The organism is Tateyamaria algicola (genome assembly GCF_047715485.1).
Classification (GTDB): Bacteria; Pseudomonadota; Alphaproteobacteria; order Rhodobacterales; family Rhodobacteraceae; genus Tateyamaria.
This window is the reverse complement of the sequence record NZ_CP180420.1, coordinates 206,217-226,726: the sequence shown is the minus strand read 5'-3', so window position 1 is coordinate 226,726 and position 20,510 is coordinate 206,217. Positions and strand designations below refer to the sequence as shown.

General features: G+C 55.0%; 18 protein-coding genes and 1 pseudogene. 15 read left to right on the top strand and 4 right to left on the bottom strand.

Annotated elements, in window-relative coordinates; genetic code table 11:
- Positions 1-74: 74 nt before the first annotated feature.
- The gene (locus tag ACMHLQ_RS01805; protein ID WP_415400832.1) at positions 75-815 is read left to right on the top strand and encodes a helix-turn-helix domain-containing protein; all 741 of its coding nucleotides are present in this window, start codon (positions 75-77) and stop codon (positions 813-815) included.
- 93 nt (positions 816-908) lie between these two features.
- On the opposite strand, the gene ACMHLQ_RS01800 is transcribed toward ACMHLQ_RS01805, so the two are convergent.
- Positions 909-1,331: a hypothetical protein gene (locus ACMHLQ_RS01800; RefSeq protein ID WP_415400831.1), complete on the bottom strand. Its 423-nt coding sequence runs from the start codon at positions 1,329-1,331 to the stop codon at positions 909-911.
- A gap of 254 nt (positions 1,332-1,585) precedes the next feature.
- Between ACMHLQ_RS01800 and ACMHLQ_RS01795 the strand changes: the two genes are divergently transcribed.
- Positions 1,586-2,404, top strand: a complete 819-nt coding sequence (locus tag ACMHLQ_RS01795) for a winged helix-turn-helix domain-containing protein (RefSeq protein WP_415400829.1) — start codon at positions 1,586-1,588, stop codon at positions 2,402-2,404.
- A gap of 252 nt (positions 2,405-2,656) precedes the next feature.
- On the opposite strand, the gene ACMHLQ_RS01790 is transcribed toward ACMHLQ_RS01795, so the two are convergent.
- Positions 2,657-3,535: a LysR family transcriptional regulator gene (locus ACMHLQ_RS01790; RefSeq protein ID WP_415400827.1), complete on the bottom strand. Its 879-nt coding sequence runs from the start codon at positions 3,533-3,535 to the stop codon at positions 2,657-2,659.
- Positions 3,536-3,652: 117 nt separating this feature from the next.
- On the opposite strand from ACMHLQ_RS01790, the gene ACMHLQ_RS01785 reads away from it, so the two are divergent.
- From ACMHLQ_RS01785 to ACMHLQ_RS01775, 3 genes are all read left to right on the top strand, one after another.
- Entirely contained in the window at positions 3,653-4,438 is a 786-nt protein-coding gene (locus ACMHLQ_RS01785; RefSeq protein ID WP_415400825.1) for a 2OG-Fe(II) oxygenase, read from the top strand.
- A complete protein-coding gene (locus tag ACMHLQ_RS01780; protein ID WP_415400823.1) occupies positions 4,435-5,685 on the top strand; it encodes a M24 family metallopeptidase in 1,251 nt (416 codons plus the stop codon). Before ACMHLQ_RS01785 ends, ACMHLQ_RS01780 begins: the two co-directional genes overlap by 4 nt.
- 299 nt (positions 5,686-5,984) lie before the next feature.
- Entirely contained in the window at positions 5,985-8,261 is a 2,277-nt protein-coding gene (locus ACMHLQ_RS01775; protein WP_415400821.1) for a winged helix-turn-helix domain-containing protein, read from the top strand.
- A gap of 1 nt (position 8,262) precedes the next feature.
- Here the strand turns inward: ACMHLQ_RS01775 and ACMHLQ_RS01770 are convergent, their stop codons facing one another.
- Entirely contained in the window at positions 8,263-9,120 is an 858-nt protein-coding gene (locus ACMHLQ_RS01770; RefSeq protein WP_415400819.1) for a helix-turn-helix domain-containing protein, read from the bottom strand.
- A 403-nt stretch (positions 9,121-9,523) separates the two neighbouring features.
- On the opposite strand from ACMHLQ_RS01770, the gene ACMHLQ_RS01765 reads away from it, so the two are divergent.
- From ACMHLQ_RS01765 to repC, 7 genes are all read left to right on the top strand, one after another.
- Positions 9,524-10,057: a TetR/AcrR family transcriptional regulator gene (locus ACMHLQ_RS01765; RefSeq protein WP_415400817.1), complete on the top strand. Its 534-nt coding sequence runs from the start codon at positions 9,524-9,526 to the stop codon at positions 10,055-10,057.
- Between the two features lie 116 nt (positions 10,058-10,173).
- Entirely contained in the window at positions 10,174-10,317 is a 144-nt protein-coding gene (locus ACMHLQ_RS01760) for a hypothetical protein (RefSeq protein ID WP_415400816.1), read from the top strand.
- Positions 10,318-10,689: 372 nt separating this feature from the next.
- A complete protein-coding gene (locus ACMHLQ_RS01755; protein ID WP_415400815.1) occupies positions 10,690-11,574 on the top strand; it encodes a recombinase family protein in 885 nt (294 codons plus the stop codon).
- 81 nt (positions 11,575-11,655) lie between these two features.
- On the top strand, positions 11,656-11,976 hold the full coding sequence (locus ACMHLQ_RS01750; RefSeq protein WP_415400813.1) for a DUF4143 domain-containing protein: 321 nt from the start codon (positions 11,656-11,658) through the stop codon (positions 11,974-11,976).
- A 666-nt stretch (positions 11,977-12,642) separates the two neighbouring features.
- A complete protein-coding gene (gene repA / locus ACMHLQ_RS01745; RefSeq protein WP_415400812.1) occupies positions 12,643-13,827 on the top strand; it encodes a plasmid partitioning protein RepA in 1,185 nt (394 codons plus the stop codon).
- A complete protein-coding gene (gene repB, locus ACMHLQ_RS01740) occupies positions 13,827-14,798 on the top strand; it encodes a plasmid partitioning protein RepB (RefSeq protein ID WP_415400811.1) in 972 nt (323 codons plus the stop codon). Before repA ends, repB begins: the two co-directional genes overlap by 1 nt.
- 240 nt (positions 14,799-15,038) lie before the next feature.
- A complete protein-coding gene (gene repC / locus ACMHLQ_RS01735; RefSeq protein ID WP_415400810.1) occupies positions 15,039-16,334 on the top strand; it encodes a plasmid replication protein RepC in 1,296 nt (431 codons plus the stop codon).
- 24 nt (positions 16,335-16,358) lie between these two features.
- On the opposite strand, the pseudogene ACMHLQ_RS01730 reads toward repC, so the two are convergent.
- A pseudogene (locus ACMHLQ_RS01730) lies at positions 16,359-17,455 on the bottom strand (tyrosine-type recombinase/integrase).
- A 157-nt stretch (positions 17,456-17,612) separates the two neighbouring features.
- Between ACMHLQ_RS01730 and ACMHLQ_RS01725 the strand changes: the two are divergent.
- The 3 genes from ACMHLQ_RS01725 (at position 17,613) to ACMHLQ_RS01715 (ending at position 20,495) form a co-directional block, all read left to right on the top strand.
- The gene (locus ACMHLQ_RS01725; protein ID WP_415400809.1) at positions 17,613-18,575 is read left to right on the top strand and encodes a DUF1403 family protein; all 963 of its coding nucleotides are present in this window, start codon (positions 17,613-17,615) and stop codon (positions 18,573-18,575) included.
- On the top strand, positions 18,572-19,171 hold the full coding sequence (gene scpB / locus ACMHLQ_RS01720) for an SMC-Scp complex subunit ScpB (protein ID WP_415400808.1): 600 nt from the start codon (positions 18,572-18,574) through the stop codon (positions 19,169-19,171). The genes ACMHLQ_RS01725 and scpB overlap by 4 nt, the downstream gene beginning before the upstream one ends.
- A gap of 208 nt (positions 19,172-19,379) precedes the next feature.
- A complete protein-coding gene (locus ACMHLQ_RS01715; RefSeq protein ID WP_415400807.1) occupies positions 19,380-20,495 on the top strand; it encodes a Fic family protein in 1,116 nt (371 codons plus the stop codon).
- Positions 20,496-20,510 lie beyond the last annotated feature (15 nt).

The following is a 20,510-nucleotide window of genomic DNA, read 5'->3' as shown; positions in this document are numbered from 1 at the left end:
GAAAGAGAAATGACGCAAGGTCTGGCTATTGGGCCATCATCTTGCGCGAAAGACCTAACGAGGTTTGAGTACCCATGCGCGCCCTTATCGTAGAAGACGAAGCCGTCACCGCCCGCGATCTGGGGGATATTCTTACGCATCTGGGGTACAAGGTCTGTGGTATTGCTGCAGACTATGATCGCGCGATCGCGATTGCCGATCAGGAAAATCCGGAAATTGCAATTCTGGATATCCGGCTGAAAGGCGAGTTGTCGGGCCTTGATGTGGCAGAGCGACTCCGCGAGACACATTCCCTGCCGATCGTGATCTTGTCATCCTCTTCCGATGCGAACACCGTCAAAGTGGCTCGAAACCTTCGGGTCAACGGTTATATTATCAAACCGTTCACGGAAGACATTATCTTTGCTGCCGTCGAAACGGCGTTCGGCAACTTCCTCGAAGAACAAACCCAACTGGATGATGCAGACATCCATTCAAAAGGAGGGTTGGCTGCGCATAAGACCAATTCTCTGCGGGACTTCATCGATGAAAACTATGCTGAACCCTTGACACTTGATGGACTTGCCGAACGAGCCGGCCTTAGCCGGTTTCACTTTGCCGCCATGTTCAAACAGTCATTTGGGGAACCGCCGCACAGGTACATCATTCTAAAGCGTGTGGATGCCGCGAAAGATCTGCTGGCCACAACGGACCACCCTATCACAGAGGTTGCTGCGGCTGTAGGTTACGAAAACCACGGACACTTCTCGACTATTTTCAAACGAGAAACCGGCAAGTCACCCTCGCGCTTTCGTTCTGAGTTAGCTGTACGCTAGGGCTCAGTCACCAAGAGACTTTCTCCAGGCCCAAGATTGCCTGTCAAAGGCGGCGATTTGCTAAATTTTTTCCTTTTCCGAACTGCAATCCACTCACCATACGAGATGGCACAACACCCCTGTTTTCTGCGCAAACTCAATGCGCGCCACACTGGTCACTTTGATATCGGCGCATCCTCCAAGACTGCCTGTTACGTAGCCGAACTGCTCCTTGATGGCTCCGACAGAGATTTCGAAACTTGCATCTCCCTTGTTGGATCGAAATTGGATGGTGGCGTGTTCGTTGGCTCCTATTGACCAAACGCGATCATAAACAGTGATGTCGACCACGTCTGTTCCTTGGTTTTGGACAGTTACAGTCTGCCAGGACAAGATATCGGGTGCGAACATCAATAGAAGACCCGCGCTTGCAATGGTCAGAACCAACCAAAGTGTGATGTGCGGTCTTTTCATCTCGAACGGATAAGCCGTCTTTTGACAGTTGATCAAGGCTTTACGTCTGTGAACATAGAGCAACAGCCATTTGTCATGTCGGACAAACACATTGTATCTTACGACACTGTCTACATGGAGGATCACGCGACAAGCTGAATTTCTTGCGGCTTAACCACAATATTTTTTTGGGAATTATGACCAAATTTTCGATTCTACGAGTCATTCCCACAAGAATCGAAAAACCTCCGAAATATCGTAAAAGCGCGACTGGGTGCCTCCATCTAACGTTCTGGGTAAGAAGACAAAGACTCAGGACCAAAAGGGGGTTTTGCACCATGGATGCACTAAGGTTCGATGACTTCGAATTTGACCGCACGTCGAACACACTGACCCAAGCTGGTCAAGTTGTTCCGATTGAGCCTCAAGTTGGTCAGGTACTCAACGCTCTTATGACAAACCACGGAAAGATAATTTCCCGAGAACAGCTCCTGTCGGACGTTTGGGGCGGACGGGCGGTTTCTCCGGCTGTTGTCGACAACCGCATCCGTGCCGCAAGGTTGGCACTGAATGATGACGGCCGCCACCAGAAATTCATCAAAACACATGTCAATAAGGGGTTCATGTTTGTAGAGGACGTTTTGACAACCAATGCATCCGAACACTCAGACACTGTCCGCTCCAAAACCGGTGCTGAAACCTCGTTTGGATGGCGTTTCATCAACTTGCTCACGCAATCGAAACGGATAACGCTCGCCCTGCCCTTCGTTGCTATGGTCGCCACTTCCTTTTCGGTTGCCGAAGTCTCATCTTCTGTGGCCTGGCATTCTATGTTTCAAAAGGCCCAAAACGCCCAAACGACGACCCCGTTGCTTGCGGCCAGTACAAAAATGGTCTCTCTACGACCCATCTCTGACTTAGATGAGACCGAAACCACCCTTGTTGGCACTTTCGATTTGGATGATTTGCCGCTGGATACCGACGGAAACCCGACTGAACTGCAAATTGCCTCAAGCCTGCCGTCCATTGAATGGATCCGTGATCTTGGCTCGAGGATGGACGGCAGACCGAGCGAGAACACCCGCTATCTCGTAACTGGCGAGGTCATCGCTGCGAACGGCAAAGCAAATCTTGTGATGAAGTTGCGGAAAGAATGAGTTCTCACGGCGCGATTGAACCTACTGGCCTTCAAATGTGGAGCGTTGCGCATCTCTGACGTAGTGTAGTGAAATTTTGGAATCCAATCATCGCTGCGCGTTACTCACCACCGACCCAAATGCCGGGCGTTTCCGGCCCAGACAGGATGTTCAAGCTAAACGGCATATCGTCCGCAGTAGCGGCAAAGCTGACTTCTGTCATCCGCTTAGGAACGCCAGCTTTAACATCCATTCGAACGTAAAGGCTCTCCCTCAATTCGATTGTCTTGGATAGTGTGATAAAGCATCCAGCACGCCAACTATGGTCGGATGGGAGTGCAGCCGCTTGGGAAATGCAATGCGGTAGCTTCGGGGCAATTGAATAGTTTCAGCATCCATTTGCACGATGCGCCGCTCGGAAAGGTCATCAGCCGCCATCTCGGTCGGAATTAAGGCCGCTCCAAACCCATTGCGAGCAAAGTTCAAGGCCGTACTGCTGTTATTGACCGACATGCCAAGATTACGATTGATGGTTTTGCCCACAGGCAGCACTGTTTCCCAGTTTGGCGATGAGGCAAACCCGCTGCCCCAATACGTGTGGATCAGGTAGCAATCCGACAAATCCTGCACACGGGAACCGAAACGGCGCGAAAAATCCGGACTGGCGACCGCGATCAAGCTATCAGTAAACAAATTTTCGGTCTGATAGTCGCCGTAAAGATCATGACCAAAGAAAATTCTCATGTCGATCTTGTCTCGCGCAAAATCGATAGGGTCGTCGTCAATGCGGACGTCAATCGGAGAATAGTCATAAGCGTGCATCAGCGGTCTAAGCTTCGCGGGCAGCCATGTTTCCACAACTGAGTGTGGCGCACTTAGCACCAGCCGAGTTTTCTTGATTTCGTCGCTCTGCATTCTGGCCGAGAGGTCGGCCAGAATGCTCATGGCCTGGGCCAGCTGCGGATAGGCGGTCTGGCCGGCATCTGTCAAAGACAGCCGATTGCCCTGACGAATAAAAAGAGCCTGCTGCCAAAAGGCCTCCAAGAGTTTCACTTGCTGGCTTACTGCGGGAGCACTGACGCCCAATTCGGCTGCGGCGGCCGTGAACGACCCGGTTCTGGCGGCCGCTTCAAAGGCTTTGAGAGCGTTCATAGGGGCATTGTAAATCACTGGCTCTCCAATAGATATTCTTATGCACCATAATTAGAAATGCTGTTTGTTAAAAGGGTGCACGGTTCTACCTTGCTCGCAAGTAGGAGGAGAGCTGACATGCGCGAGCTGATCAATCTGCACGATTATCCTTTAGATCGGCCCGGCAGTTCGGAATGGGTTGCCCTCGTCGATGATTGCAAGGCTAGACTTGCAAAGGATGGCCTATTCAACATTACAGGTTTCATAAACGCAAAGGCGCTACCCAAGGCCGTGGCAGAGCTGAAACCCGTTTTGGAGACCCAGTCTTTCACGCACGCTCGCAAGCATAACATCTACTTCCAGAAAGAGATCGATGGATTGCCTGCCGACCATCCCGCGCTAACCGAATTCGAAACCTCGAATCGCACGATCTGTGCGGATCAGATGGGTCAGGCTGCGGTGATCCAGCTTTATGAGTGGCCGCCTTTTGCACAGTTCCTCGCGGCGGTGATGGACAAATCAGAGCTGTTCACGATGAAAGACCCATTGGCGCGCGTCAATGTGATGAGCTATCACAAAGGACAGGCTTTGAACTGGCATTTTGACCGTTCCGAATTCACCACCACCCTCTTGTTGCAAGCGTCTGATGTTGGTGGCGAATTTGAGTATGATCAGAACCTGCGCAGTGCGGATGATCCGAACTACGCCGGCGTGGCTGACTTGCTGGAAGGACGCCGTAGCACTAGGCGCATTGTGTTGGAGCCGGGCACGCTCAACATCTTCCAGGGAAAGAACACGGCACATCGCGTGACCCCCGTGAAAGGCGATCAAGACAGGATCATTGCTGTCTTTTCCTATTTCGAGCATCCAGATGTAGAGTTTTCGGAACAGGAACGCATCGGTTTCTATGGACGTGCTGCATGAGCCTGGACACTGCCTTTAAGGACGGTCGCAAACTCACCTATCTAAACGCCAAAGGCGCTGACAAACCGCTCATAAGCTCGGTCAGCGATGATGTGTTGGCACGCGCACGTGCGTATCGGCTGGGCCGTTTGCGCGCGGCATTGGACCGCTCGGATTGCGCAGCACTATTGCTCTATGACCCCTGCAACATCCGCTATGCGTTTGATTGTTCAAACATGCAGGTCTGGACGCTGCACAACCCGATGCGCTACGCGCTCATTCTGGCGGATGGCCCGGCGCTCATGTTCGAATTCAAGGGCTGTTTACACCAATCTGAAGGTCTGCCGGGTATTGATGAAGTCCGGGTTGCCAAAACCTGGATGTTCATGGCCTCGGGCGACAAGGTCGGTGCCGCTATAGACGCTTGGGCTGATGAAATTGCCGAGCTGGTCCAGGATTTTGGTGGCGGTAACACGCGTATCGCCTGTGACAGTCTTGGTGGTAGCGGGATCCACGCGTTGGAGGCGCGCGGACTGAGCTATGTCGAGGGCACGCAAATGACCGAAATCGCGCGCTCAATTAAGTCGGCGGATGAAATTGAGTTGATGCGCTGGACAATCCGTGTTTGCGAGGCCGGGATGGCCAGGATTTTCGACCATTCCCAACCCGGCGTAACCGAACGCGAGCTATGGGCACATCTTCATTTCGAAAACGCCCGCTCGGGCGGTGACTGGCTGGAAACGAAGTTGCTGACATGTGGTCCACGGACTAACCCGTGGTATCAGGAATGTTCAGACCGAGTGTGCCAAGCGGGTGAGATGATTTCGTTCGATACCGACATGATTGGACCCTACGGCTATTGTGCCGATCTGTCGCGCTCCTGGACCTGTGGATACTCCAAAATGAACGATACGCAGCGCCGGCTTTACGACACTGCATTGGAGCAGATTCATCACAATCTGGACCTCGTCGGCCCGGGAATGAGCTTTGATGAATTCAATGACAAGAGCTGGCGCATCCCGGAGGCACATGTGCCTTTTCGCTATTCACTGGCAGTCCATGGTGTTGGCATGGCTGATGAATGGCCTGTGGTTCCGCTGCATGTGGACTGGGGCACAGGGGCCATGTCAGGGTGTTTTGAACCAGGTCAAGTTGTCTGCGTTGAAAGCCTGATTGCTGAGGAGGGCTCGGAAAGCATCAAGCTGGAAACCCAAGTCTTGGTGACCGAAACAGGGGCGGAACGGCTAGACAGCTTCCCATTTGAATAGCGCTGTTTCAAAGTAAGACTTCACGCGACCTCAACTCACAAGACCGGAAAATGGCTTGGTCTACTCCTTAGGTACTGCTCGTCAAGGGTTAGCTTGGTCGTCCTGATTGCGCCTCGGCCAGAGTATCAGCACCCGCGATCGCCGGCCTGTTCAACGCAGTGCAAGTTACAACGGTTGACGATCGCTAGTGCACTAGGTAGTTTACGCAGCGTAACGTCACCCATCTCGGCAGAAGCGTTTCCGCCGCTCAGCGGGGTCAACTCGTCAAGGATGCAAAGCAGACTTCAGGGGCTCAAATTATGAACAGTTTCGAATTTGAGAACTACAGGTTTGATGGGGACCGATGTGAGCTTTTTCGTGATGATGAGCTCGTACCGCTTGAGCCCCAAATCAGCCACGTCCTGCATATCCTTCTGAAGAATGCGGGAACAATCGTGACGAGAGATGCGCTCTTGGATGAAGTCTGGCGTGGCAAATCAGTCTCTTCGTCAGTGATCGACAATCGGATTAGGGCGGCCCGGCGCGCGGTGCGCGATGATGGCCGCACGCAACGGCTCATCAAAACGTTCATGAACGAGGGATACAAATTTGTCGGTGATGTGACGATGATCGCCGGCGAAGCGTTGCATCAGCCGAATGAAGTGACCCCTGCAATGGCTGAAGGAGCTAGGGCCAAGCGCTTTCCTTTTCTTAAGCCCGCACTCTACGGAATACTAGCACTGGTGGCGGCTGTACCGGCCTTTATGCTGCTATCGCCTTTTCAATTTGGCTCCCAGTCAGGGCTCAAAGGAGAGGAAATCCCCAATACCGCGCAGTTATTGGTGGATGAGGGCGAAACGGAGATGATTGTCGCTGTTCTCCCTTTCACGACGACCGATGGAAGTTTGCGTGCGATCGCCGCCGATCTGCATCTGGCACAGTCTCTCATAGACGTGTTGAGTACAATACCTGACATCAAGGTCGTATCCGCGCTGTCTTCCTTCAGATTCCAAAACACGGACGCGTCTCCAAATGAGATTTCCGAGGCTTTAGGCACCAATCATCTCGTATCAGGAAGTTTTTCGGAAGTTGGGGGTCAACTCAGTGTGACAATTCGGATGACAGAAGCGCAATCGGGTATCGTCAAATGGACCCATGCGCTGGAATTGCCCAGAGAGCTTGCGCAGGCAGAGCCGGAGCGTGCAAAGGCTATCCGAACAGCAGCTCTCAATTTTCTGAATTCATTGGGTGTGACGTCCAACTTGTCTTCTGAACAACTCGTCGCTCCAGAAGCACACAACGATTATGAGCAAGCAAGCCGGTTGTTGCAGTCTCGCGACGGACCTCTCATCATTGATGCTATCAACCGGCTGGAACGTGTCATTGCGACCGAGCCGGATTTTGTCCCGGCATATACGGCGATTATCTTGGCCTATCACCGTGCCAATACGTATTCAGGTTTGACAAATGTTGCCGTGGCACGAGCGATCGACAAGTACATTGATCCGGTTACCCGTATTGCGCCTGACAGCCCAGACGTGCTTGTCGCGCTTGGTCTGCAGGCCAGGTATCACGACAGGCTCCCCCTCGAATTGCAATACTACGACCGCGCACTCGCTTCCGATCCAAACAACGAACGCGCAATTGTACTTCGCGCAGATGTTCTCCGACGTTTGGGGAGGGTCCGTGCCTCCGAAGAGGCATTTGAGAAGGCGCTGTCCTTTGATCCGCTGTCACCGGAATTGTTGTCCCGCGTTGCAAGAGCTAAGTTTGAAAAACGGGCGATCAGAGAAGCTTTCATATTTGCCCGGCAGAACTTGCGATGGAACAGCCAGGACGTTGAGGCACTAACAGACTTAGCTTTGTTCTCACGAGAAACGGGCGAGTATGGGCAGGCTTTTCTCTTGCTGAGGGACGCGCTTTCGATCTCTCCTGAAAGCTACGATGCGCAGTTTCAGATGCTTCTGTTATTGCGCAGCATCGGCCAGATCCAACAGTTTGAGTGCTATATTGCGTCGCCCGCGCTAAGAGTGCTGGGGCATACGCTTGCCGGTGACGAGGCAAAGGCGCGCGCCAGTCTTCTGGAGGATCCGTTAGGGCAGTTCTCGGGATTTCTCTCCTATACGTTCGGTGATAGCACCCCACTATACGAGTTCTTGAACACGGCAGGGATATACAGCGAATTCAAGGGTCCTTCTGCGGAGATATCGACAACTTTCCTTTTTGACTCAGTTTTTTATGCTGATGTTAATCGAAAGAACGCTGATCCAGACACACAGATCATTTTTGAAAATATTCGTCGGTACTTCGAGACGCTCCCACTTGAGGGCCTGGTGCTCGAGGAGGAATACATAGCACTCGCTGGTCTTCACGCGCTGGAAGGCAACGACACAGCTCTCCTGGCAACGGTCAGAGCGGCCGTTGACAATGGCTTTGTGTTTATCGGGACCCTGGAACGGTCACCTGTGTTCGAAAACATCAGGCGGAATGCAGAACTCCAGCCGCTAATCGAAGAAATGCGTGTCAAAGCTGGCAAGGAATGGGGGTCGATATCTTCCCAAATGGACCGTGAAGAAGAACTCGATTCCGCGGAGTAAACTACGCAGCTACTAGCTGTGACATCCGTGTCTCTTCGGCACAGCGTACTTCGTTAGGTGTCATACCGATAAGTTGTTTGAACGTCGATGTCATGTGTGACTGAGATGAAAACCCGGTGCCATATGCCACGTCGCTGATCGTATCTTCGCTTTCCCGAAGTTGGGAGCAAGCGATGTCGACGCGTCTTTCCAGCACATACTTGTGTGGCGTGCGGCCGGTGCGCGCCTTGAACAGCCGAGAAAAATGTGCAGTGGAATAGTCGCAGAGAGCGGCCAGATCATTGATCTTAATCGAACGATCAAGATTCTCTTCAACATACGCGTCAATCGCCCTCAGCTGCCACTTCGGGAGCTCCGGTTCGTGTGCGGCGCGCGCGGACAATGCTTGTAGTTCTGCCAGCCCCAATACTGCAAAGGAGTGGGCATAGTTGTGAAATTGGCGGAGATCTTTGTTCGAATGCCGACGTGCAGCATCTGCCAACGCCGTGAAGCATGCAGACCGGCCCCGTAGTTCACAATCTGAGCCCAGTGCTTCGCCCATCTCTGGTTGGTTGCGCATGACCTTGTCGATCTCAACCATCACAAATTCACCAGACACGACATAAGGGCACTGCGTTGTCGAACCCGGTATCAAGACGCACTCGCCAACTCTTAGATCGGTCGACACACATGAAAGTGACGCAGTACCAAAGCAGACAAATATCCGATCAGTGTCGCTTGTATGCGCGACCGATATCGGCGTGTCTTCTGACTGGTGGACACTTAGGCGCGCGAACGCCTGGATCTGCGCCTCATTTGGAGTGGAGACCCGAACAGTGTCTGTGCGGGCAAGCAGGTCTCTGGTGTCGTGCGCTGTCATCTTACAATCCTCACATGCCAAAACTCTGGTATCGTCGAGAGCTGCACAAAGGATCGGTGACCAAAGCCGCGTTCAACAACACATTCAGGCACAATCAGATCTGAAGAGTTCTGAAGTAGACGATAAGGCACTGAAAAGTGTAAGGTTTGAGTGACAGTCAGCTCTGTCAACTTTGAAGGATGATCCGAAAAATGTAGAACTAAATTTGGAGCTGACTACGAGAAAAGCCTTTCTAACTGCTTGATTCGACGCGTACCTTTTGCAAAGAGCTTCCTACATTCATGGAGTTTGATGCTGTCAGATCTCAGTGTGTCTCCAAACAATCGTTGTTCACGATCATGCGACTTGCATTCGCGTAACGATAGTCTATCTAGTGGTAGATATAGTTACTTGGAATAGGCACATGAGCAGCGAACGAGAAACACAGATCTTAGACTATGCCGAGCGCGAGATGCGCAAAGGGGGTCTGGACTCCGTCAGCTTCCGCGACATCGCGGGCGCGATTGGCATCAAGAGCGCCTCAGTGCATTACCACTTTCCCACAAAGGCTGATCTGGCAGAACGCGTGACGCGCAGATATGCGGACCGTTTCATTGACGCACTCGGTGCGCCGAATACGCCAAGTGAGCCTCCCAGAGATAGATTGACCAGACTTATCGACGCATATGCATCGGCGTTCGCCTTTGAGGGATCAACCTGTCTGTGTACCGTCCTAGGATCAGTCGCAACCTACGTTCCAGTCGGTACATCGGAGGAAATCCGCAAATTCTATGAACGCCTAGGCGAATGGATTGAGATTGCATTGGAAGGCGATGAGAGACCCCTCACACCTCAAATTGTCATTTCAACGTTGCAAGGCGCTTTGGCTTTGGCCGTTGCTACCGAAAACGACAAACCTTTGAGAGATGCGAGAGATCACCTGCTGGGTACAACCTAAGGCATTTCTGGAACACGACGGGAAAAGTCAGCGAAGGTTCGAACGGATTGCAGCTAAGGCGAGCACTTTGGACGGCACGAAACCCGAAACAATTCACAGCAAAGGCACTCGGGGTCGTGAGCGACAGAAACCATGTAACCGGCAGTTTGAACGTCAAATTCATTGGCGATCTCAAGCTGGTCGACAGCTATCTGGCCGCCGCCCTTTCGGACGCGACAAGAGCACCGGCGATTTCATCGTCGACTGGCAATGTCGCGTAGCGCGGGTAATATGAAGTTAACGGGAACCAAACCCCGCCTAAAATTCCCTCGGCAACGCTTTGAAAACTCACAGCACTCTCTAAAAAGTACTGCGGCACTTTAGCACGGCTTAACTCGACCGTCTGTTGAACGCTCCCGAAAACGAACTCGGCATGATCAGGTGTGCAGTCTAGAACGTTAACATATGCGCGCTTATGCGCTCTTTAGCTTTCCACCGGTCCTGCTGCTGTCTGTGACTGACCCCTGCCCTACTCGCAACCTATGTCGCGAAACCATAGAGTCCGTCTTGTTCAGGATGATGCTTCTTGCCTAACTGCTTCCTCCAAACGGTCGTTTATTAGCGATACCTTAAATTGCAAACGGCCCGATTTCATGCCCTTGATAGGCTACGCGCGAGTTTCCGCGGAGGATCAGACCCCCCTGCCCCAGTCGCAGGCCCTTAAATCTGCAGGCTGTGCCAAGATCCATGAAGAACAGGCCTCTGGCGGCAATCGCGCCCGCCCGGTGCTGGCAAGGGTGCTGGAACGGATCGACAAGGGCGACACGCTGGTTGTCGTTCGGATCGACCGACTGGCGCGGTCGCTGTCGCATCTGCTGGAGGTGATCGAGCGGCTGGAGACCAAGGGCGCGTTCTTCAGGTCCCTGCAGGACCCTATCGACACGTCCTCACCGCAGGGCAAGTTCACGCTGCAAGTTCTGGGCGCTGCGGCCGAGTTCGAGCGCGCCCTGATCCGCGAGCGGACGAAGGCCGGTTTGGCTAGCGCAAGGACTAAAGGACGCGTGGGCGGCAATCCGGGCTTGCGCGCCCGCGACCCCGCCGCGGTGCGCAAAGTGCGACTGGCCCGGCAGGACGGCTACATGGAGCGCCTGAATGACTCCGCGCAGGAGTGGGTGCCCCATGTGCGCCGCTTGCGACCCGATATGGCCTGGGAAGACGTGCTGCGGATCATCAACGGCCCCCTGCCCCACGACCGTCACTGGACTCAGAGCCGCCTGCTACGCGCTGTGAAAGCCTACGTGCGCGACGGGTTTTTGCCCGCCGAGGTGCTGGCCCGCGCCGGACGCCGCGTAACTGACGACCGCCTGCCCGCGATCGTCGCTGGCATAAAGGGCGCGAACCCCGATATCACGCTTCAGGCGATCTGTGACCGGCTTGAGTCGATGCGTGAGCGCACCCCTCGGGGACGTACAAGCTGGCAGCCGTCCTCCGTCAAAATGTTGCTTGAACGAGCGGAAAGGCTGGGCTTGTTTGGGTGAATTTCGGCGCAGAGCCTGCTCGTCGACCTTATGCTAGTGCGGTAACTAAAGCCTTGGCATGAAAATGTCGGGAAGCTTCTTGTGAAATTGCCAAAGGTCTATGTCCGGGACAGCGGGATCGTGCACGCCCGATTGAATATTGGAACTGCGGAGGGCGTCCTTGGGCACCCGGTCGTTGGCGGCAATTGGGAGGGCTTCTGCATCGAAGTTCATCTTGCTGCAGTGCCTTCTGTTCCAGAACAATTCTTCTATCGTTCCTCTGCCGGGCCCAACTTGATTTGGTCCTTCGCCCGCCGGATGGCGACATCTGGACCATCGAAATCAAACGCCCGACGACACAAAAGGTCACGCGCGACTTCCATATGGGTGCGGAAGATATCAAGGCGTACCGCAAGCTACTGATCTACGCTGGCGGGCATGACGTCCTTGTAGCCGACGGCATTCGGGCAATGTCTCGCGAACACGGAGCTGGGTTGTTGAGAAGACTTTAGCGCAGCGCAGGTTCTCCCCGTAGGTGCTTGTCTATGCTGTACTAGCCTCAGCCCATGATTGGGCTTCCGCTACTCGGCAAGTTGGCCGAATGAATGGCAGTCGCTCGTGGACGGTGGCCTTCGTTCTCGGTGTGTCTTCCGATGTGGCTAGGTCACATTAGTTGCATGTCGCAGCAGTCGTCATTTCCTAGTCAATTGTCGTCGACTCCCTCCCCTGCCCCGCGGCGCTTCGTGTCCGGTGTGGCTCATGTTTAGTCAGCCACCTGGCTGCTCCACGTCGAGCTGGAACCAATGTACGACTAGGTCGATGACAGAGGGTGTAGAGATCGTTTTCACCACGTTTGGCGGCTGCATCTCGATGCTTATCTCTAGGAAGGGAGCATAGGATAAGGTACGAATGCTCGTTATCACCACGTTTACAGCTGTAAACTCGGCCTAGATTGCGTTCGTGGATATAGTCCCTCGCCGCGTGTTTAGACACTAAATAGAGGAAAAATCTTGACTTAGCCGGGTGAATCGCTGCTTTTATCCCCAAGTGGCGTGAAAAAGGCCACATTTTGGAAATTGAGGCAACCAGATGATTCCTGTGACACCATTGGCAAATGAGCGCCCATCGGCACTTGCGACCGAGATATCCGAACGGCTCAACGCTGCCATCAGAGAGCATCTGCTCTCTGCTTTTGCCCCAGACAATTCAAAAACGCTACGTTCTTTTTCGGCCCCAGAAACTGCTGAACTCTTGGGTGTGTCCGGGCAGTTCATGCGAAAGGTCCACTCTGAGGGAACACTTCCGGAGCCTAAAGATATCCGGGGTGGCAGACGCTACTACACAGCCCAAGAAATCTGGGACGCCCGCGAAATCCTAGAAAAAACCTCTCGGAAGAAGGGACGTTATTTGCCTCGCCGCTCCGGCGAGGAAAAGTTGCAGATTTGGCAGCTGATGAATTTTAAAGGCGGTTCAAGTAAGAGCACAACGAGCGTCCACCTCGCTCACTACTTTGCTCTTCGGGGGTATCGAGTCTTGGCCTTAGACCTGGATCCACAGGGGTCGCTCACATCAATGTGTGGGATTAGCCCCGAAATCGAGTTTGATGGACTGACTGTTTATGATGCGATACGCTACGACGATCCGGTCAGCATGGCAGAAGTTGTAGTTCCGACATACTTTCCGGGGCTCTCAATTGCGCCTTCTCGCTTGATGTTGTCGGAATTTGAGACAGAGTCGGCCGTTCATTCGAACCCGGAGCAACCATTCTTTACCCGCATCCGGAATGCCTTGGCACACGTCGAGGATGATTTTGATATTGTTCTGATGGATAGTCCGCCACAACTCGGTTTTTTGACCATTGCAGGAATGGCTGCCGCCAGCTCCTTGATCGTTCCTCTAACTCCATCGATGTTGGACGTCTCTTCAACGGCTCAGTTTCTCGAACTTGCTGGAGCTTATATGGGCGTGATCGAAGATGCTGGCGCAACTCTGCAGTATGATTTCTTTAAGTTCCTCATCACCCGAGACGAACCAACGGACGTTCCTTCGCAGCAGCTGACCTCTTTCATGCGGGCTCTGTTTCAAGACCGGATCATGTCGGCAACTGCTTTGAAGAGCACAGCAATCAGTGACGCCACCATGCTCAAGCAGTCGATTTATGAAGTGGTACGTTCGGAGATGACACGCGCCACGTATGATCGGGCCAAGGGCTCGATGGATGCGGTCGGGCTCGAAGTGGAAACGATGATCCAACAATCTTGGGGGCGTAAGTAATGGCTAGGAAATCTCTTCGCGATATGTCGGGAATTGCCAACACAATCGCTCGTTCCGGCGGATCACAGCCAGAGAAGCCGCCAAAAACCAGCGCTCCGGCTTTGGGCGCCCTTCAAGGTTCCCTGGCATCTATCCGAGAGATTGATCCCAATCTGATCGACGATTGGGGGCCAGTAGACCGGCTTGAAGAGTTTACAGCTGTAAACGTCGAAAACGACGACGAGAGCTTCGAACGACTAAAGAGCAGCATCCGCGAAGGCGGCCAGCAGGTGCCTATACTCGTTCGGCGGTCAAAAGTCGCTGCAGGGCGCTTTGAAGCAATCTACGGGAGGCGCCGCCTACAGGCCTGCCGCGAACTCGGCATAAAGGTACGTGCAAACGTCCAGGACATTGATGATGCGACGGCCTTGCTGGCGAAAGGATTGGAAAATGCAGCACGCCGCAACCTGTCTTTTTACGAGAAGGCAAGGTTCGCCGAGGCCATCCAAACCGCTGGCCACGATGGAGCAACTGTTCGGCAGGTTCTAAATCTGTCGGCGTCAGGTCAGTCACACCTTACGAAGGTGACGCAGAATGTCCCAGTCAAGATCGGTGACCTCATTGGCGCGGCACCAAAGTCCGGCCGCCCGAGGTGGACGGAGTTGGCCGAACTCTTTCTCTCTAAGAAGCTCACTGAACGTACGGCTCTCGATATCCTGGCTAAGATCAGGGCAACATCGAATTCAGACGAGCGCCTTGAATTGCTCATTAAGGAAGCGACTAAGCGCGGCGCGAAGAACTCGCGCGAAACTCTTGAGATCACGCCCGTAGAGGGAGTGACGATAAAAGCTGGTCGCGCAACGCTGTCACTTTCGGTGAGGAAGTCTGGCACAAACGCTGATTTTGCAACCTGGCTTGAGAGTAATCTCGCGGAAATAATCAAGCAATCCTATGCTGAATTTACAGATGTAAATTCAGTGGATGACAACTGAGGACGAGCAGAAAGGAGGAACGGCAAACAAAGAAAACCCCCGAAACCGGAGCTTCGAGGGCTGCTGCGCAGAGCGCAATTCTTAGATTAGACACCTAGAATCTAGCAGCCAACGAATCACCATACAAGAGAAAACGCTTCTGAGCGAACGGGATTTCTTTGCCGCTGACATAAAATGGCAAAATTGAATGATGCTCCGCTTGGAGTGACTGGGACAGGCATGCCTCAGAACGGTGAAGGTATGTCTAACATCAACCAACCTTCGGGATGGCGTAAAGCAACGGTCGGACTCGCCGTGGCTGAGCAGCATGCACAAGCCGGTGAACGGGTAGGAGTACCCAAAACGCGCGCATTCGTCGCGCTCAAGCGCGTCGGCGCTCATATCGGCCTCAAGGCCGGTGACATGTTGCTCCTCGATACGCTGGGTGCCTTTACACAGGCCCAGGACTGGGAGGAGGGGCGTCGCCCGATCGTTTGGGCGTCCAATGCCTATCTGATGGAGCAAACAGGCTTCTCGCTCTCGGCGCACAAGCGCCACGCACGGCGACTGGCCGAGATCGGTGTGATTTCCTTTAAGGACAGCCCCAATGGCAAACGCTGGGGCCGCAGGGACGCGGATGGCGTGATCATCGAGGCCTATGGCTTCGATCTGTCACCGCTTTCGGCCCGGGTCGAAGAGTTTGAGCGTCTGCAGGCCGAATTGCAGGCCGAGCGTGAGCTCTGCCAGCGCCTGAAACGCCAAGTCACGGTTGCACGGCGCATGATCCGTGCTCGGATCGAGGCGGCCGTCAGCGGCGCGCTGAGAGGCCCGTGGGCGCAGTTCACCAGCCTCTTCGAAGAGCTTCTGGACCGCCTGCCACGGCGCAATGTGGCCTCTGAGACGCTCGAACGGCTCCTGGCCTGGTTCAGGGACCTTCAGGAGCGTGTCGAGGCGGCTTACCTCAACGCAACTCGGACAGAAGACGTTGTGGAAAACACCGCTAAAACTTGCGAGCAAGTTTCTGAACAGACTCAAGAAATGAACCCCAGGGAGGCCATTTCCGACCCTCATATACTAATTACAAACCAACTTAATCCTGTAACGTGTAAGTCCTCTGAAAAAGAGAACGCGGTGGGTGTGGTGCCAAATGCGCCACTGGAAGAGCAGGTTGATAGGGAGTTGGAAGATTGGGTTGCAGAAACGCGCAAAAAGCGCGGTGCTGCGCTTGATCTGCCCACCGTGATGCAGGCTTGTCCTGAATTCGCGTCTTGGGCGCGCAATATGGGTGGGTTTTTGAAGGATTGGGGCGATCTGCACCGGATTGCAGGCCAACTCAGGCCGATGATCGGCATTTCCGAGCACGCCTGGAACCTCGCTCAGGACCGGCTTGGGCCGCAAATCGCGACAGCGGCGCTTGTTCTGGTGTTTGACAAGCACGCGGCTGGCGAAGTGGCATCTCCGGGCGGCTACCTGCGTGGCATGGTCGAGAAGGCCGGGGCAGGGGAGCTGCATCTCGAGCGCAGTTTCTATGGCCGGTTGAGCGGGCAGGCGGCGTGATGCCTATCTGTCGGATTGTCGAGGCTACAGGCCTGCGGCCTTGGTCAGGTTCACCGGAACCTGTCACGGCGACGTTGATACCGTCGTGTCATCTCGGCCGACGCGTGCCCGAGTTGCTTTTGAACGTAGCGCTCGTCGACCTCGGCAGAGCTGGCGAGACCGGCGCGCAGGCTGTGGCCTGAGAACAGGGCGAGGCGGTCTTTCTCAGGCAGGTCCGCGCGGATGCCGCTTTTCAGCACGGTGGTTTTGATGAGACGGGCGACATGCTTGTCGCTGAGCCGGGACTCCAGAGCATTTTTGCCATCGCGCGAGGTGCGCACGAAGACCGGCCCAAGGCCGATCTTTGCGAAGTGCAGCCACTGCTCAAGCGCATGCACGGGGCAGGTCTGTTCGGATGAGCCGCGGCCGATTTCGACTTCGCGCCAGCCGGTCTTGGCGTTCAGAGTCAGCACCGCGCCTTCTTCAAGGATCTCGATCCAACCGCCGGAGTCTGGCGTGTCGTCTTTGCCAAAATCGAGACTAACAATCTCGGAGCGCCTGAGCCCTCCGGCATATCCCAGGAGCAGGATCGCGCGATCCCTGAGTCCGCGCAGATCGAAGGTTAGTGTGGCAACCATGGCCAAGATGTCGTCGGGCAGGATTGCCTCTTTCTGCACCGGAGGGCGTCTGTGCTTGCGCTTGATCCCGGCCAGCACGGTCGCGATGTGGCGGTTCTTGCGATCAAGCGCGAACCCGCGTTGCGCATAGGTCCAGGCAAGGCCCGAGAGGCGCCGCTCAATGGTGCTGACGGAAAGGGCAGGCGCCCCATTTGTCGGTGCGGCCAGGTCGGTCAAATAGAGCCCAATCATTTCCGGAGAGGGGGGCAGGGGATCGGTGCCTTTCAGCCTGCACCAGCGGGTGAAGTGCTTCCAATCGGCGGCATAGGCCTTATTGGTGTTCTCGGCCGTCGCGGCCTTGGCGTAGTCGCGTGCGGTGTCGACAAGGCGGTCGAGCGTGCCGGATCCGGCGACATGGGAGGGCGGGGCAATGCTATCGTTTTTCATTTGATCTCTCTCGTCGACCTGAGCATCATGAGACGTATCAGAGTGTGATGAAGTCGATTTCTCGTCCTCTGTGGTCACTGTTCCCCCGCAAATCCACTATTTTTGAGACTGTGCTGCAGCATATCTTTCTATGTCCGATAAGGCAAACTTATTGGACATATCGAAGAGGCGCAAGGTAGGGCGGTTTGTACATCATATTGTGGACGAAAGCGCCGCGACAGGATAGTGTTGTGGTATGACTTACCAACCCACAGCTATCTCCGACGACCTCAAAAACCTACCGAAGCTACTGGCGTGGGTCACCACCGGGCGTGTCGAAACCCCTGAAACTGTGGCTTTTCGGTCGGGCGCGGTGCTGACGGTGCTGGATCAGCTGGCCTCCGATCCGCGGCACGGTGTGCCGATGAAACTCCTGGCCAATAAACTGGCGCTGTGTGCGGCAACCGCGACCTCGAAACTGGAAGGACGGTTGGCGCGAGAGGCGGATATCCGCGACGCCTATCACCTGACGCCCCCGGGCGAGGCTCGGGGTCCCGATGGCGATCTCCTGGCTTTCTGGCGCGAGGCCGCTCGGTTGAAACTGACCGGACGCGATTGGCAAGCGGCGCTCAAACGGCTCGTTGGGCCAGAGTTTGAAACGGAAATCGACGGTTGGCTGCAATCCGCGGCAATCCACAGCCAAACCCACGGGCCACTGGCCGGATGTGTTGCGGTGATGCGCTCCGTTTTGCGGGCGGATGACCGGGCCGAGCGGGTGGCGTGCCTGATGTCAGATGTCGTGCTGGCACGTTTCCTGAATTGGCCGTCTGTCTTACCCATCTCGACTCAGTATCTGACCAAAGCAATGCTGCGCGATTTACTCGGCGACGGGCAGGGGGTTGAATTGCCGGTTCAACAACTCCGCTTGCAGTCTATTGAAGAGACCATCCGACTGGCACGGAATTTGGCACAGCGTGGCGCGGCGCTGCGAACGGTGGCCCCAAAATTGCGTGCCAAGGGATCGGACGCGGCCGTCGCACTATTCCTGTCTGAGGATGCCGTGGCGCCCTCAACAATGCTGTCCCCAATGATCCAAGGTACGAGTTTCCTGATGACCGATCGGGCAGCGCGGCGGTTCTGTGATCGGCTAGTCGAGCTGGGCGTGGCGCGGGAACTGACGGGGCGACCAACATTCCGGCTCTATGGGGTCGCGCCATGACGGTCGCGACAAGGAAACGGAAACCCGCGGACGAAGGCAGGGCCGTCTTTGACCGGGAGCTGGAAGATCTGCCGCAGGAGCTGCGCTGGCGCGAATGGATGGGCCGGATCGAGGCGGTGCTCTTTGCCAGTGCGTCACCAGTCAGCCGCGAAGACCTGGCTCGCGTGGTGGGACAGGGGGCCTCGGTCGAGACGCTGATCGACGACATCCAGGCGGAAGTGGCCAGCCGCCCATACGAGCTTGCCCAAGTGGCTGGCGGCTGGATGTTTCGAACGAGAACCCAGTTCGCCGATGCCATCAAGGCCGCTGCAGATCTTGGCGACCAGTCGCTGAGCTTCACCGAAATGGAGATGGGCGTGCTCTGTGCTATCGCATATCACCAGCCGATTGACCGGGCGGGTCTCAAGGACATGTTCGGGAAAGAGGTAAGCCGCGATCTTTTGGCCCGACTTCGCTTCAAGGACCTCATCGCCAGTGGGCCACGCTCGCCGCGGCCTGGGGCACCGCATACTTTCGTGACGACGGAGACTTTTCTGGCAACCTTCGATTTGCAGAGCTTGCGGGACTTGCCGGAGCTGGGACTGTCAGACACTTGACGTTCGAAGTATGCGGTAAACTTCGGACACGTAACGTCGCCCGCTTTCAATCGGTCGGGCTCTGACTTTCAATCAGTCGGCGACTTTTTTGGAACTGAGGTCCTCCGGTGTCAGGGCCACACGGCGTCGTGCGCTATGAGGCATGGAATTGACTTCTATAACTCAAAAATGGTCTATCTGTGAGTTATAGAAAGGAGTTCTATAACTCATGGCATGGAATTGGCAGATATCTGGTTGGCCAGAATTCCGGTATGACGAAGCAGAGCTTGCGCCACTCGAGCAGCGGTTTCTGCTCTCGTCAGGCGAAGTCTTGGGTGCTGTTCAGCATGTCAATTCGGCAGAGCGTGATCAACTCCGCATCGACCTGCTGAGCGATGAGGCCATGAAAACCAGCGCCATTGAAGGCGAGATGCTGGACCGGCTCAGTGTGCAATCCTCGCTTCGCCAACACCTCGGATTGGAACCGGACAACTATCCGAACAAACCCCGAGAGCAAGGTGTGGCTGAGATGATGGTTGACGTATACTCGACCTATGCTGAGCCCCTCACGCACGAAACCCTGTTTCGGTGGCACGAGATGCTTTTGTCCTTTGACAAACGGTTGGAAGCCATCGGGTCCTATCGGCAGCACGCAGATGCCATGCAGATCGTCTCTGGTCGTGTTGATCGTCCAGTTGTGCATTTTGAGGCACCGCCATCTGCGCAGGTTCCGGCTGAGATGGACCGGTACGTCGACTGGTTCAATTGGACTGGGCCGGGTGCCGAAGAGCCTCTGCCTGCGTTGACGCGCGCCGGTCTCAGTCATCTTTACTTCGAAAGCATCCACCCGTTTGAGGACGGGAATGGTCGCCTGGGTCGGGCCCTGGCCGAAAAGTCCCTGGCTCAGAACATTGGGCAGCCGAGCCTGACCGCGCTCGCCTTCACCATCGAGCGAAAGCGGAAAGACTACTACGACCAGCTTGAGCGGCACCAGAAGACGCTGGATGTCACGCCTTGGCTGGAATGGTTTGCTGAGGCCGTTCTGGAAGCGCAGCGGGTCACCCTGGACCGCGTGAGTTTCTTCATTGCCAAGGCGCATTTCTACGACCGGCATCGCGACGCGTTGAATGAAAGGCAAGCCAAGGTGATCGAGCGAATGTTCCGGGAGGGTCCGAACGGGTTCAAAGGTGGCCTGAGTGCCGAGAATTACATTTCCATCTCCGGGACATCACGTGCAACGGCAACCAGGGATCTTCAGGAACTCGTCGAAATTGATGCCTTCACGCGTACTGGCGAACGCCGATACACTCGGTACTGGCTAAAGCTTGAAGGACCGGGTGTGTAGCGCGTCGCTGGCGTG

Bases quoted from the DNA above. Each gene is read 5' to 3' on its own strand.
- ACMHLQ_RS01805 (WP_415400832.1), top strand. From the start codon at position 75: ATGCGCGCCCTTATCGTAGAAGACGAAGCCGTCACCGCCCGCGATCTG.
- ACMHLQ_RS01795 (WP_415400829.1), top strand. From the start codon at position 1,586: ATGGATGCACTAAGGTTCGATGACTTCGAATTTGACCGCACGTCGAAC.
- ACMHLQ_RS01790 (WP_415400827.1), bottom strand. From the start codon at position 3,535: ATGAACGCTCTCAAAGCCTTTGAAGCGGCCGCCAGAACCGGGTCGTTC.
- ACMHLQ_RS01785 (WP_415400825.1), top strand. From the start codon at position 3,653: ATGCGCGAGCTGATCAATCTGCACGATTATCCTTTAGATCGGCCCGGC.
- ACMHLQ_RS01780 (WP_415400823.1), top strand. From the start codon at position 4,435: ATGAGCCTGGACACTGCCTTTAAGGACGGTCGCAAACTCACCTATCTA.
- ACMHLQ_RS01775 (WP_415400821.1), top strand. From the start codon at position 5,985: ATGAACAGTTTCGAATTTGAGAACTACAGGTTTGATGGGGACCGATGT.
- ACMHLQ_RS01770 (WP_415400819.1), bottom strand. From the start codon at position 9,120: ATGACAGCGCACGACACCAGAGACCTGCTTGCCCGCACAGACACTGTT.
- ACMHLQ_RS01765 (WP_415400817.1), top strand. From the start codon at position 9,524: ATGAGCAGCGAACGAGAAACACAGATCTTAGACTATGCCGAGCGCGAG.
- ACMHLQ_RS01755 (WP_415400815.1), top strand. From the start codon at position 10,690: ATGCCCTTGATAGGCTACGCGCGAGTTTCCGCGGAGGATCAGACCCCC.
- repA (WP_415400812.1), top strand. From the start codon at position 12,643: ATGATTCCTGTGACACCATTGGCAAATGAGCGCCCATCGGCACTTGCG.
- repB (WP_415400811.1), top strand. From the start codon at position 13,827: ATGGCTAGGAAATCTCTTCGCGATATGTCGGGAATTGCCAACACAATC.
- repC (WP_415400810.1), top strand. From the start codon at position 15,039: ATGTCTAACATCAACCAACCTTCGGGATGGCGTAAAGCAACGGTCGGA.
- ACMHLQ_RS01725 (WP_415400809.1), top strand. From the start codon at position 17,613: ATGACTTACCAACCCACAGCTATCTCCGACGACCTCAAAAACCTACCG.
- scpB (WP_415400808.1), top strand. From the start codon at position 18,572: ATGACGGTCGCGACAAGGAAACGGAAACCCGCGGACGAAGGCAGGGCC.
- ACMHLQ_RS01715 (WP_415400807.1), top strand. From the start codon at position 19,380: ATGGCATGGAATTGGCAGATATCTGGTTGGCCAGAATTCCGGTATGAC.